This window comes from Pedobacter sp. A2324 (assembly GCF_059693705.1).
In genome coordinates, this window is the sequence record NZ_JCASSK010000002.1 from 871,176 (window position 1) to 884,804 (window position 13,629).

Annotated in this window: 14 protein-coding genes; 9 read left to right on the top strand and 5 right to left on the bottom strand. The window is 40.1% G+C overall.

The window, feature by feature from the left end; genetic code table 11:
* Positions 1-74: 74 nt before the first annotated feature.
* Positions 75-266: a cold-shock protein gene (locus AC570I_RS08900; RefSeq protein WP_010599196.1), complete on the top strand. Its 192-nt coding sequence runs from the start codon at positions 75-77 to the stop codon at positions 264-266.
* Positions 267-350: 84 nt separating this feature from the next.
* On the opposite strand, the gene AC570I_RS08905 is transcribed toward AC570I_RS08900, so the two are convergent.
* Positions 351-827, bottom strand: coding sequence for an anti-sigma factor family protein (locus tag AC570I_RS08905; RefSeq protein WP_497405187.1), 477 nt, complete (start codon positions 825-827; stop codon positions 351-353).
* Complete coding sequence (locus AC570I_RS08910; RefSeq protein ID WP_497405188.1) at positions 824-1,402, bottom strand: RNA polymerase sigma factor; 579 nt, start codon at positions 1,400-1,402, stop codon at positions 824-826. Before AC570I_RS08910 ends, AC570I_RS08905 begins: the two co-directional genes overlap by 4 nt.
* Positions 1,403-1,584: 182 nt before the next feature.
* Here AC570I_RS08910 and AC570I_RS08915 point away from each other — a divergent pair, with 182 nt between their 5' ends.
* Positions 1,585-1,959, top strand: coding sequence for a DUF6249 domain-containing protein (locus AC570I_RS08915; protein ID WP_497405189.1), 375 nt, complete (start codon positions 1,585-1,587; stop codon positions 1,957-1,959).
* A gap of 52 nt (positions 1,960-2,011) precedes the next feature.
* Here the strand turns inward: AC570I_RS08915 and AC570I_RS08920 are convergent, their stop codons facing one another.
* Genes AC570I_RS08920 through AC570I_RS08930 form a run of 3 tightly spaced genes read right to left on the bottom strand, consistent with a single transcriptional unit; the run spans position 2,012 to position 4,122 of the window.
* Positions 2,012-2,434 carry a hotdog fold thioesterase gene (locus AC570I_RS08920; protein WP_047799650.1) on the bottom strand — a complete coding sequence of 141 codons (423 nt, stop codon included), beginning with the start codon at positions 2,432-2,434 and terminating at the stop codon, positions 2,012-2,014.
* Positions 2,424-2,933, bottom strand: coding sequence for a DinB family protein (locus tag AC570I_RS08925; RefSeq protein WP_047799649.1), 510 nt, complete (start codon positions 2,931-2,933; stop codon positions 2,424-2,426). Before AC570I_RS08925 ends, AC570I_RS08920 begins: the two co-directional genes overlap by 11 nt.
* Entirely contained in the window at positions 2,914-4,122 is a 1,209-nt protein-coding gene (locus AC570I_RS08930) for a sensor histidine kinase (protein ID WP_047799648.1), read from the bottom strand. Before AC570I_RS08930 ends, AC570I_RS08925 begins: the two co-directional genes overlap by 20 nt.
* A gap of 224 nt (positions 4,123-4,346) precedes the next feature.
* Between AC570I_RS08930 and gltX the strand changes: the two genes are divergently transcribed.
* From gltX to AC570I_RS08965, 7 genes are all read left to right on the top strand, one after another.
* Positions 4,347-5,855 (top strand): glutamate--tRNA ligase, encoded by a 1,509-nt coding sequence (gene gltX / locus AC570I_RS08935; RefSeq protein ID WP_497405190.1) that lies wholly within the window; start codon positions 4,347-4,349, stop codon positions 5,853-5,855.
* Positions 5,856-6,155: 300 nt separating this feature from the next.
* On the top strand, positions 6,156-6,998 hold the full coding sequence (gene ypfJ, locus AC570I_RS08940; RefSeq protein ID WP_497405191.1) for a KPN_02809 family neutral zinc metallopeptidase: 843 nt from the start codon (positions 6,156-6,158) through the stop codon (positions 6,996-6,998).
* A gap of 103 nt (positions 6,999-7,101) precedes the next feature.
* Positions 7,102-8,235 (top strand): hybrid sensor histidine kinase/response regulator, encoded by a 1,134-nt coding sequence (locus tag AC570I_RS08945; protein ID WP_497405192.1) that lies wholly within the window; start codon positions 7,102-7,104, stop codon positions 8,233-8,235.
* A 17-nt stretch (positions 8,236-8,252) separates the two neighbouring features.
* Positions 8,253-11,840, top strand: coding sequence for a response regulator (locus tag AC570I_RS08950; RefSeq protein WP_497405193.1), 3,588 nt, complete (start codon positions 8,253-8,255; stop codon positions 11,838-11,840).
* A gap of 17 nt (positions 11,841-11,857) precedes the next feature.
* A complete protein-coding gene (locus AC570I_RS08955; protein ID WP_047799644.1) occupies positions 11,858-12,229 on the top strand; it encodes a response regulator in 372 nt (123 codons plus the stop codon).
* Positions 12,230-13,048 (top strand): CheR family methyltransferase, encoded by an 819-nt coding sequence (locus tag AC570I_RS08960; RefSeq protein ID WP_497405194.1) that lies wholly within the window; start codon positions 12,230-12,232, stop codon positions 13,046-13,048.
* Entirely contained in the window at positions 13,033-13,617 is a 585-nt protein-coding gene (locus AC570I_RS08965) for a chemotaxis protein CheB (protein WP_497405195.1), read from the top strand. Before AC570I_RS08960 ends, AC570I_RS08965 begins: the two co-directional genes overlap by 16 nt.
* Positions 13,618-13,629 lie beyond the last annotated feature (12 nt).

Below are 13,629 nucleotides of genomic sequence, written 5' to 3' on the forward strand. Positions count from 1 at the left end.
AAAATAATGTTAAAAATTATTTTGATTTTAAAAATTAAAACTTACCTTGCGTTCTTAATTTAATATTTAATACAATGCAAGAAGGCACAGTAAAATTCTTCAATGTAACTAAAGGTTTTGGCTTTATTATCCCTGCGAACGGCGATAGCGAAATTTTTGTTCATTCAACAGGTCTTATCGACGAAATCCGTGAAAACGACAAAGTTCAGTACGAAGTTGCTAACGGTAAAAAAGGCTTAAACGCCGTTAATGTGAAAGTAATTTAATTAACTATCATATTTGCAAATAAGGCTTCGAATCACATCGGGGCCTTTTTTTTTACACTTTTTATCTCCCTCAAATGCTTCCGTCTATTTCCCTGCCGCTTTACTTCTCAGTAAATGATCCAGAAATATTAACCCGATAACGATGTCGGAGAAAATAAAAATATTAAAAGCGGTAGGCGTAAAAAACTTTTTTAAATTGAAGTTCAGATTTAAATTAAAATCGGGCAACCTCAAATCTGAATAATAAACGATATAGGCAAACATAGAAAAAAGGGGAAGCACCAGGATCAAACCTATACCATATATTAGTTTTTTATTAACTTTAGTGGTTAAAGCTACTGGCTGCGGTTCATGAGCAATGCTTTCCATAACATTCCTCGTGAAAGACAAAGAAGGTTCGTCCTGCGATAAGGCATTCAGCGTTAAATTTAAACTTACCAAATGCTCATACTGGTGTTTTAGCTCCGGGTTCGAATGAATCTGATCTGCGATAGTTTTTGCATGAGCCTCGTCCAGGTTCCCGTCAATATAATCCCAAAGCTGTTCTTCTATTCTGTTCATAATAATTCATTTACTTCATGTTGTAATAAATATTGTAGCTTATCCTTAAGCCGCTGCCGTGCCCGATGTAATTTTACTTTAACCGTATTCGGCTCCATATGCAAACTCTCACCAATCTCCTCCAAACTTTGCTCTCCCTGATAAAATAAGGTGATGATCGCGGCATCATCGGGTAATAGCTGCTCAATGGCCTGGTTCAAAAAATTATGGATGTCCTTTCTTTCGTAATGATCCGCTTTGAAAGCCGAGATGTGGTTCTCCAGCTGAAAAGCTGTTTCCTCATCGTTAATCGAAGAAGTTGCCACCCGCTTTTTACGCAAAAAGGTCATTGCGGTAGTGTAAGTAATGGTATACAGCCAGGTAGTGAATTTGGAAGATTGCTTAAAAGTGCCAAGTGCCTTATAAGCCTTTACGAAGCAATCCTGGGCAATTTCTTCTGCATCTTCCCGGTTTTTACTAAATCTTAATGCAAGTGTAAATACAAACCGTTGATGTCGCTTAACCAACAAGGCATATTGAGTGGAATCACCACTCAATACTCGCTCTATTATCGCTAAATCTGTAGTCTGTTCCATCTTCAGCAATTAGACGACATCAATCATGATCAGGTTACACCGAATGGTTAAATCATTACGGCAGTATACGGTTGTTGACTGATTTTCCCTTTAGGTGTAACCTGGTTAAGAAACATGTAGTCATAATACACAGAACACGGTTCAGGCAAGAGTTTAAATATTAACAATTAAAAATTATAGTTATGGAAGGTATATTAGTTCCAATTTCACTTTTCTTAGGCGCATTCGCGATGGTATTCGGAATTCGTTATCTATCAAATAAAGAAAAAATGGCCATGATTGAGCGTGGCATAGATCCGGGTATCCACAAAGCAACCCCGAAGCCTTTTGTCAGCTTAAAATTTGGTCTATTACTCGTGGGCTTAGGGCTAGGCTTATTGGTAGCCTTATTTACGGTTCGGGGAATATATGGAAGCGATTTAACACATCAGGAAGAATCACAGTCTGTTGCAGTTTATTTCGGATGTTTAGGCGTTTTTGGAGGATTCGGTTTAATTGTATCTTATCTGATCGAGAAGAAATGGTTGGATACCCAATCATATAACCCGAAAGTCTGAATTTGATAAGCCGGGTTATTAACATCCGGCTTACCATTTCACCTTTTGGCCATCACTGAGGTTTATTTATAATAGCAACAGTCAAACGGCTGATGCAACTCATTTTACCCCGCTCGTCATAAAGTTTAATATCCCAGATGTGAGTCTTCGCCCCCCGATGTACAATGGTGCAAATGCCTTTCACAAAACCACTTTTTACAGGCCTTAAATGATTGGCGTTTACTTCCAGCCCAACTGCCACATGCTTCTCCGGGTCAATACACATATATGAACCAATACTTCCAAGGGTTTCGGCTAACACCACTGAAGCGCCACCATGCAAAATGCCGGCAGGCTGGTGCGTGCGTTCATCTACAGGCATGATACCTGTAATATAATTATCACCGATTTCAGTAAACTGGATGCCCAGCAATCCCCCGATGTGATTTTTGGGGCGGCTATTCAATTCTTCTACAGTAAAGTTTTTATACCACATGATAACGATCTTTTAGTATACCAACATGATGGATCACGTGACCTGCTGCGATAAATAAAATGGATTTAACATTAATCTCTCTTCCGGAAGCAATCCCTTTTCTATTCAACTCATCCTCATTTAATGATCGGAACAAAAATAAATTGGCCTTCCGGAGACTCGCAAATTCCTCAATCAGATCCTTGAGGTCACGCGTCGCAAACCGCGCATTTAATACATAGGCATCTTCATCAAAGCCAGGCAAAGGCTGCGCTTCATTTCTTGCAAAGCAGGTAATTCGATAGGCAAAGACACGCTCTGTGTCGATAATATGGCCAAGCATTTCCTTCAAAGTCCATTTCCCCTCAGCATAAGCATAATCAGCTTTCTCAGCGTTCCGCTCAAATAATGCAGGCAGTGTTGTGATCTGCTCAGTTAAAATCTCAAATATCTCCCTGTCAACTTTGCTGATGTAGGTTTCACCCCAGATCGGATATTCATTAGGCTGTGGTCGGTTCATATCTCAAGCTGCTTTTTAAAATAATTCTGAATGTGGTACCCTTACCAAGCTCCGAGTCTTTTACAAAAATCTCCCCACTGTGATAATTTTCTACTATACGTTTGGTGAGCGATAATCCCAGTCCCCAACCGCGTTTTCTTGTCGTATAACCGGGTTGAAATACCGCGTCAAATTTCGATCTTGGAATTCCCTTACCTGTATCGGTAACATCAATAAAAACCTGCTCTTTCGCAAGGTTTTCTATAATATTAATAGAAATTGAGCCCTCGTTTTCAATAGCATTTGCAGCATTTTTAAGGAGATTTTCAATAACCCAATCGAAAAGTGGAATGTTAAGCATCGCACGTACCTGCTCATCGCCCGTAATAAAAAACTTCACTTTATCTGAAGTTCGAACTTTGAAATATCTGATAAAATCACTGATCACGATATAAACGGTATGATCTTCCAGTATAGGTTTTGATCCGATTTTTGAAAAACGGTCGGTAATAATTTCCAGCCTTTTAATGTCGTTTTCCATTTCCGCAATCAATGGATCATCTTCAGCATCAAACTTAGATTTCATGAGTTCTGTCCAGGCCATTAGCGAGGATATAGGCGTGCCAAGCTGATGGGCTGTTTCTTTCGCAAGACCAACCCAGACATGATCCTGCTCATCTCTTCGCGCCGAACTAAATGCAGCATAAGCTGTCAGCAAAAACAAAAATATTACACCCATTTGGATGTATGGAAAATAACGTAGCTGCGTAAGTATAAATGAATCCTTGTAGTAAGCTTTATACTTCGTGCCCAGAATGTTCATCTCCAGCGGTTTATGCTGCGATTTCATAACCTTCAGTTGCCTCACGAAGTAAAGGCTGTCATAAGTCAACTTTGCATCGGCAGTAATGTAGTTCGTCTTTGTGGTGTCAAGGCCAAAAAATGAAGTGATTACACCAGTAGAGTCAACCATAATAGCCGAAACCTTGGTGTTCGCCCTTACTGTCTCAACAATCGAAGTAAAATTATCGTTGTCCATTAGAAACATGGAACGCTCCTGTATTCTCACCCAAAGCTGAAACTGAATAGCTTCCTCACGCTCCATTTTCTTAACAAACGAATCTGTATAAAATACTGAAGCAATGCCAATTAGGATGGCAAAAATGAGAAGGAAAAACTTCCAACGGCGTTTCTTTTGATATGGGTTCATGCTTTGGGTAGCCAAATTACAATAACAAAACGGAAAAAACATAAAACCATTATCCTTTTTCCAAAAGCAAAATGCAAACTTTTTTATAACAATAAGCCTTCATCGAACATGAAAACGGTATAAAACAGAGGAAAAACTTATCTTTGCAATGTCTTGCGTTTTGTGCTTGACGTTGAGCGCTTAATATGCCAAACGTCAAATGCTTAGCGCTCAAACAACCAATTATGGATAAAAAAGTTAGAGTAAGATTTGCCCCAAGTCCAACAGGAGGGCTGCATTTAGGAGGCGTTCGTACGGCATTATTTAATTACCTGTTTGCCAGAAAGAATAATGGAACATTTGTACTTCGTGTAGAAGATACTGATCAAACGCGCTTTGTAGAAGGCGCGGAAGAATATATTACAGCATGCTTAAACTGGTGTGGAATTACACCCGATGAAAGCCCTGCAAACCCAGGTGCCTATGGCCCTTATCGCCAAAGCGAACGCAAGCCCGGATATCGCAAATTTGCAGAACAGCTTATTAATGATGGGTACGCTTACTATGCTTTCGATACCGCGGAAGAGTTGGATGTCAAACGAAAAGAGATTCCCAACTTTCAGTATGGGCAAACCACACGCATGCAAATGCGCAACTCGTTAACATTAACATTAAGCGAAGTCGAAGATTTGCTTGCAGCAAAAACACCTCATGTCATCCGAATAAAAGTTCCGGAAAATGAAATCGTTCATTTCAACGATGCCATCCGGGGTGACGTAAGTTTTGATACATCTCTTGTGGATGATAAAGTATTGTTAAAAGCCGATGGAATGCCAACCTATCACCTGGCAGTAGTGGTGGATGATAAAGCAATGGAGATTTCTCATGCTTTCCGCGGGGAAGAGTGGCTGCCTTCAGCACCGGTTCACATTTTACTTTGGAAATATTTAGGCTGGGAGGCTGATATGCCACAGTGGGCACATTTACCTTTAATTTTAAAGCCCGATGGCCATGGCAAATTAAGCAAACGCGATGGTGATCGCCTAGGCTTTCCTGTTTATGCCATGAACTGGACAGATCCTAAAACGGATGAAACTACAAAAGGCTTCAAAGAGTTAGGCTTTATGCCGGAAGCTTTTGTGAATATGCTGGCATTATTAGGGTGGAATGATGGAACCGACCAGGAGCTTTTCTCCCTTAAAGAACTGGAAGAAAAGTTCTCAGTAGATAGAATAAGCAAAGCGGGAGCAAAGTTCGATTTTGAAAAAGCTAAATGGTATAACCACGAATGGATTAAAGCGCAAAGCGCCGAAAAAATTGCACCTGAAGTTGCTCTTGAACTTAGAAATGCCGGAATAGATGTGAACAGTCTTGACTTCCTCACTACCGTAATTGATCTCATAAAAGATCGGTGCACCTTGTTGCCTGATTTTGTATCCCAAAGCAGCTATTTCTTTGCCAGCCCTGTAGAATATGACATCAACGCTGTCAAACCAAAATGGACCCAGGAAAAAGCTGATTTTTTCAACTCTTTTGCTGAACGTTTAACACTTACTGATGCAACGAGTGAAGAAGCTGCTTTTAAAGCCCTTGCAGAAGAAAAAGGCTTTAAACCAGGTGAATTAATGTTGCCCTTCCGGATCATGTTAGTAGGTGGTAAATTCGGGCCTGGCGTTTTTGATATCGCCGTTTTACTGGGCATTGAAGAAACAAAGGATAGAATTACAAAAGCATTAACAGCTTTCAGTGCATAGAAATATAATATAGCGGGTAATGCAAATCCAGTATTGCCCGCTTTTCTTTCGCTTATTGTTCAACCGCATATAATGCCCGTCTCCGCTTAGCTTCCGTGTGGTCAGGAACGCATAAACTCCACACCAAGTCCGCAGTATTCGTTTCGTGCCTTTTCGGGATAAAGAGGTTTGCTGTGCTATATGCGTTGCATCATTCTCCGCAGTTAAATCAGGCCCGGTGCAATATCCTGAAAATTATTTATAATTTAGCATAACAATTGTCCCTCAGTTACGGTTATTCATTAAACAAAAGAAAAAGCTATGCAATGGTTTGGTAAAGGAAGTAATAATGTAGAGGACGGTAGAAGTAGTGGTGGGGGAAAAACCGTGTTGGGCGGTGGTATCGGTATTATAGTTGTAATACTGGGTCTTATCTTCGGTAAAGATTTAACAGGTGTGGTAAGCCAGATTCCTGCTGGAGCTGGTACTGAAGAGGTGAAAAAAGGCGTCCCTGCCGATGACCCGCAGGCTGTTTTTGTGTCCGGTGTACTCGAATCTACAGAACTTGTGTGGTCAAAGGAATTCGAAGCCATGGGCAAACAGTACGAATATCCGAAACTATGGTTATTTAGAGATGGAGTACAAACCGCATGTGGGTTTGCACAATCTAATGTCGGACCATTTTACTGCCCGGGAGATAGTAAAGTATATATTGATTTATCGTTCTACGATGAGCTTAAAGACCGCTTCGGAGCTGCAGGTGATTTTGCACAGGCTTATGTAATCGCGCACGAAGTTGGTCACCATGTGCAGAATCTTCTTGGAATTTCCGAAAAATTAGATCGTGGACGGGGGCAGGTGAGCGAAACTGAATACAATCGCCTCTCGGTTAAGCTTGAATTACAAGCCGATTTCTTCGCAGGCCTTTGGGCACATCATGCTCAAAACCTAAAAGATTTTAGATTGGAAGAAGGAGATATTAACGAAGCATTAACAGCAGCCAATGCCATCGGGGATGATAAACTACAAAAACAGTCAACAGGGGAGGTAAAGCCAGATTCTTTTACCCATGGAACTTCAGAACAAAGGGTATACTGGTTTAAAAAAGGATTCGATACAGGCGACTTTAAACAAGGCGATACATTTAATTCAAATAATTTGTAAAAAGTTAAAACCTTTTTCAATATTCCCTGTTTGTTTACAGTTATGAGATATTTGTCTCTAAACCAAACATAATTATCCCAGCTTCTTATTTGTTTTAAAAAAGATGATTCTTATAGTTGATGACAGGCCTGAAAACCTGATCTCGTTACAGAAAGTATTACAAGCACATAACTTTGATGTCGACACGGCATCATCAGGAGAGGAGGCGCTAAAGAAGGTTTTAAAGAACAATTATGTGTTAATCATTCTTGATGTCCAGATGCCGGATATGGATGGATTCGAAGTTGCAGAAGCCATTTCCGGGTTCAGTAAAGCAAAAGATACCGCCATTATTTTCCTTTCAGCTGTTAATACAGAACTCAAATTTATTACCAAAGGATACCTGAGCGGGGGACTAGATTACATCACAAAACCGGTGGATATCAATGTTTTGCTACTTAAAATCAAAACCTTCTACCGCATTTACGAGCAAAGCAGAAAACTGAACGAAGTGCAGGAAAAACTTCTTGAGGAAATAGAGTTTAGAAAAGAAGCCGAGCATAAAAAAGACGAATTTATCAGTATAGCCAGTCATGAACTGAAAACACCTTTAACGAGTGTTAAGGGCTATATTCAACTCTTGCAGCGAAGCCTCGATAAAGACAATAAGGAGTTGGCCAAAAATCATTTGGATAAAGCCAGCATACAGCTCGAAAAATTAAACGACCTGATTGTCGATTTGCTTGATATTTCTAAAATCGAAAGCGGCAAGATGAAGTTCAATATGCAGCCTTTTTGCGCCGATAATATGGTCAATAACGCGATTGAAATGTTGCAGCAATCAAATCCGGATTTTATCATAACCAAGCTTGGACAAACCAGGGATATGATTTTTGGTGATGAGATGAGGCTCGAACAGGTTGTAATTAACTTTATTACAAATGCCATAAAATATGCACCTGGAACCAACCAGGTGAATGTAACCATCAACATCAAAGACGAAAAACTTTATCTTGCGGTGAAAGATTTTGGGATAGGTATTTCCAAAGAACAACAGCAAAAAATCTTCGATAAATTTTATCGTGTAGAAGATAGCAGCAACAGATTTAATGGTTTAGGTATTGGATTATACATCTGCTCAGAAATCATTAGAAGGCACAATGGTACCATAGGTGTAAATAGCACTCCCTATCAGGGCTCTGAATTTTACTTTATCATCCCGATAACCGAAGCAGAAATCACTAAAAATCAAGAATAATTACCTCAGATATTATAATGAAAACAACGCTTAAAAATAATTTACGCTTAGGCCTCGGTTTATCGCTAATTATTCTTTTCATCAGCTCACTCGCTTCATATGTGAGCATCAGGAACCTCATTCAAAGTACCGAGCTGGTCAAGCATAGCGATGAGGTTATATTAAACAGCGAAAATATTATCTCCTACCTTAAAGATGCAGAAACAGGACAAAGAGGGTTTCTTCTAACCGGTAATAAAGTTTTTTTAGCTCCCTACTACGGCGCAAGCGATTCTGCTGCCGCTATTCTCAAGCGGGTGGAAGCGGCAACCAAAGACAATGTTGTTCAGCAAAAAAATGTTGCCGCATTAAGGGCTATTCTCTTCAAACGAATGGGCATTATCAGCTCCACCATCGAAATCAAAACACTCGGCGGCGCAATTGATCCTACTGTACTTTTCCAGGGAAAGGTATATATGGATCAGGCACGTTCCGTTGTAAGCAAATTGGTTGCTGAAGAGAAAAGACTGTTAGATGTACGTACAGCAGAATTAAACAAACTTAGCGCATATACACCAATATTAATCCTCATTGCAGCCCTACTCGCAATACTGATTACATTGTTTTTCTACAGAAAAGTCTCCGTAGATTTTGATGAGCGGGTAAAACTGCACCAGGAAATTGAAGATAAAAAATATGAGATGGAAAAACGGATTGTGGCAATTAAAGAAATTGCACATCAGATTTCCATTGGTAACTATGGTGTAACGTTAGCTGGCCAGTCGGAGGATGATATTGGCGAGCTTTCAGGTTCATTGAATAGCATGTCAACCTCGTTGAAGAAATCTTTTGATACACTTGCCGACAATGAATGGTTACAAACCGGTGTGGCAAACCTCAATATCAAAATGGTTGGCGAAAAAGATGTATTTCATTTGGCCGAAGATATCCTTGAATTTTTGGCCGTATACACCAAAAGCCAGGTTGGCGCAATTTACCTCTTTAAAGATGATGGATATTTACACCTGAAAGCACAATACGCCTTAAAGGGAACAAATTTGGCAGACACCATAGAACTTGGTCAGGGCTTAATAGGCCAGGTGGTAAAGTCGGGCAAACGGATTCTAATTGAAGATGTTCCGCAGAATGAGTTAACCATTACCCATGCCACAGGAAATATCAAACCCGCTCAACTTGTAGTTTTACCCATTATCCGTAATGAAATTTCAATTGGAGGTGTTGAACTGGGTACAGTTGGACACTATACGGACCTGCAACTCCATTTCTTAAATCTCGTCCTAACCGATGTGGGTACGGCATTACTGGGAGCTCAGAACAGACAGAAATTGCAACAGTTGCTTGAAGAAACCCAGGCACAATCTGAAGAGCTACAGGTTCAGCATAATGAGCTGGAAGGACTTAATGCCGAACTTGAGGCCCAGGCGCAAAAGCTGCAGGCCTCCGAAGAAGAGCTTAGGGTGCAACAGGAAGAGTTATTACAGAGTAACCAGGAGCTCGAAGAACGGAGCAGCTTGCTCGAGGAAAAGAATGAATTAATCGAAGAACGAAATATCGAAATTCAACAGAAAGCTGAAGCACTCGAATTAAGTACCCGATATAAGTCTGAATTTCTGGCAAATATGTCGCACGAATTGAGAACACCGCTAAATTCCATTTTGTTGCTGTCCAGATTAATGTCTGAGAACGAAGAAATGGATCGCGAACATCAGGAGTATGCTGAGGTGATACAAAGCTCAGGTCAGGGTTTGCTGAGCTTGATTGATGAAATCTTAGATCTTTCGAAAATTGAGGCCGGCAAAATGGAGCTCGATAGGGCAAATATCAAAGTAGATGATATCATGCTCAACATGCGCTCGCTTTTTAATCCTTTGGCTAAAGAAAAGAGCCTGAACTTCGTAGTCGACAAAGCTGAGGATGTTCCCGAGTATTTCCACACTGATAAAATGCGTCTGGAACAGATCATTAAAAATCTGCTATCCAATGCAATCAAATTTACAACGCAAGGTTCAGTTAAACTAAATATCACTAAATCTGAAAAACAACAAGCCTTGATTTTCAAGGTTACCGATACTGGTGTGGGCATTGCCCCGGAAAAACAGGGGATGGTATTTGAAGCTTTTCAGCAGGCAGATGGCTCAACAAGGAGGAAGTTTGGAGGTACGGGCCTTGGATTGTCGATTAGCCGGGAACTCGCCAAATTGTTAGGAGGATATATCGACCTGAAAAGTACAGAAGGTGAAGGAAGTATTTTTACACTTACGCTTCCCGTTGATAAAAATAAAGGCCTGGAAGGAACGGTTGAAATCGTTGAACGAAAACCAATTCTGGTAGCAGACTCAGCACCAAAGAAAATTGAACGCTTAACTGTCGCAAACATCCCTCAGGAAATCGATGACGATAGAGATAATATCACGCCCGATGATAAGGTGATATTGATCGTTGAAGATGATACCCCTTTTGCGAAAACCCTGCTCGATTTTACCCGCAAACGCAATTATAAGGGACTAGTTGCAGTGAGAGGTGATGTGGGAATAGAAATGGCAAGATCTTATAAGCCATTGGCCATTCTGCTCGATATTCAGCTGCCCGTTAAAGATGGATGGCAGGTCATGGAAGAGTTGAAGGCAGACCCGGCAACAAGACCAATTCCTGTTCATATCATGTCATCATTACAGGTTAAGAAGGAAAGTTTATTGAAAGGAGCTGTCGATTTCATAAACAAGCCATTTGCTTTCGAGCACATGCAGGAAATCTTTTCTAAACTGGAACATGCTTTGAGCCGGCATCCTAAAAAAGTATTGATCGTTGAAGAGAATGAGCAGCATGCAAAGGCTTTAAGTTATTTCTTAAGCAACTTCAATATTCAGACGGAAATTGTAAGCCAGGTAAATGATGGTGTTTCTGCATTGCATAAACCTGAAGTGAATTGCGTAATTCTTGATATGGGTATTCCCGACAAGCATGCATATGAAACACTTGAAGTGGTAAAGAAAACACCTGGTCTGGAAAACCTTCCAATTATTATATTTACAGGTAAAAACCTTTCAAAAGGTGAAGAAAACCGCATTAAGCAATATGCTGATTCGATTGTGGTAAAAACAGCCCATTCTTACCAGCGTATATTAGATGAGGCAGGCCTGTTCCTCCATCTGGTGGAAGAACAGAGCAAGGAGAAAACCAAGGCGCCTAAACGATTCTCAGAATTGCAGGATGTTTTAAAAGGTAAAACCGTTTTGGTTGCTGATGATGATGTAAGGAACATTTTCTCCCTGACAAAAATTCTGGAGCAACATCAAATGAAGGTCTTACCTGCAACAGATGGGAAAGAGGCGCTAAAAATGCTAAATGAAAATCCTGGTGTTGATGTGGTTTTAATGGATATGATGATGCCTGAGTTAGATGGTTATGAAACCACTACGGCAATCAGACAAGACATGAAATACAGAAACCTCCCTATTCTTGCTGTAACGGCCAAAGCCATGATGGGCGATAGAGAGAAATGTATCGCCGCCGGAGCCTCTGATTACATTAGTAAACCTGTTGATATGGATCAGCTGATTTCGCTTTTGCGGGTTTGGCTTTATGAAAATCATCATACATCTTAAACCATTTTATAATTAATATGCCTCAAAAAACAATTCTGATTATTGATGATGATAACCGAAACATTTTTGCCTTAAAGGCTGTTCTAAAGGCCAAAGGTTTCAATTGCCTCTCCGCAACAAGTGCCCGGGAAGGCTTTTCAATCATACAACAAAATGAAAATGTATCCATCATTTTAATGGATATGATGATGCCCGACATGGATGGTTACCAGGCAATTGCTGCGATGAAAAAATCCCAGGAAATGCAGAACATACCCGTACTCGCTGTTACGGCACAGGCAATGGTAGGCGATAAAGAACGCTGCCTGAGTGCCGGAGCTTCAGGTTATGTTTCAAAACCGATAAATGTTGATGAGTTAATAGTACAAATAGAAAAATTTACAAATTAGGTGATAAGTGATGTAATAGATAATGAGCAGATTGAATTATTGCTCAATGATGTTCTCGAAACTCACGGGTACGATTTTCTGGAATACTCTCATGCATCTATAAAAAGAAGGATTACACGTCTGTATGCACTTGACAACTTTGTGAGTTTCGCAGAATTCAGGTATACCATTCGAAGTGATAAACAATATTTCAAACGGTTTTTGGAGGAAATCACTGTAAATGTTACCGAAATGTTTCGTGATCCATCCTTCTACAAAGCCTTGAGAAACGAGGTACTTCCCGTGTTAGGTACATACCCTTTTATCAGGGTTTGGGTAGCTGGATGTTCAACAGGAGAGGAAGCGTATTCCCTGGCAATAGTGTTGAAAGAGCTGAATTTATTGGGTAAGTCTTTGATCTACGCAACCGACATCAACCCGTCGGTTTTAGAGAAAGCAAAAAAAGGGATGTTTTCCATGAACTACCTGAAACAGTATTCTGAAAACTATATTCAATCTGGAGGAATAAAAGATTTTTCATCTTACTATACCGCTAATTATTCACTGGTTAAATTTGATGAAAGCTTAAATAGTAAAATGATATTTTCTACGCATAACTTAGTTTCTGATCACTCATTCAACGAGTTCCAGCTTATCATGTGCAGAAATGTTTTGATCTACTTTGATAAAGACCTTCAGCATAAGGTATTTAACCTGTTTGATAGCAGCATTGAAAAATTGGGCTACCTCGCACTAGGCAGTAAAGAAAGTCTGGAATTCTGGGCCAAATCAAAAGAATATAAAAGAGTGAAACTGGAGAAAATATGGCGCAAACTATAGGTTCTACAAGATGTGAGGCATTGGTCATTGGCGGTTCAGCAGGAAGTTTAGATGTATTGCTCGAAATATTTCCCGACCTCAGTCCAAATATCACTTTCCCCATTATTTTAGTGATTCACCGAAAAGCCAATAATGAATCGCTCCTGAGTGATTTACTAAGAAACAGAACCATTTTACCGGTATCTGAAGCCGAGGAAAAGGAAATATTGCAGCCCGGACAAGTTTACCTGGCTCCTTCGGATTATCACTTGCTTATTGAGCAAAACAGAAGTATATCGTTAGATTATTCAGAGAAGATAAATTATTCCCGCCCTGCTATTGATGTAACTTTCCAGTCTGCTGCAGATATATTTGGGGATAAGTTGGTTTGTATTTTGCTCTCCGGCTCGAATGCGGACGGTGTAGAGGGATTAAAAACTGTAAACAATTTGGGGGGAATTGTGGTTATACAGAATCCTGAGACAGCTATAATGCCTTACATGCCACAACAGGCCGCTTCAAATGTGAAGCCACATGTTTTACTGCATAGTTTTGAAATGGCTAAGTACATAAATAAATTAAATAATTAATTGCTATTCTGG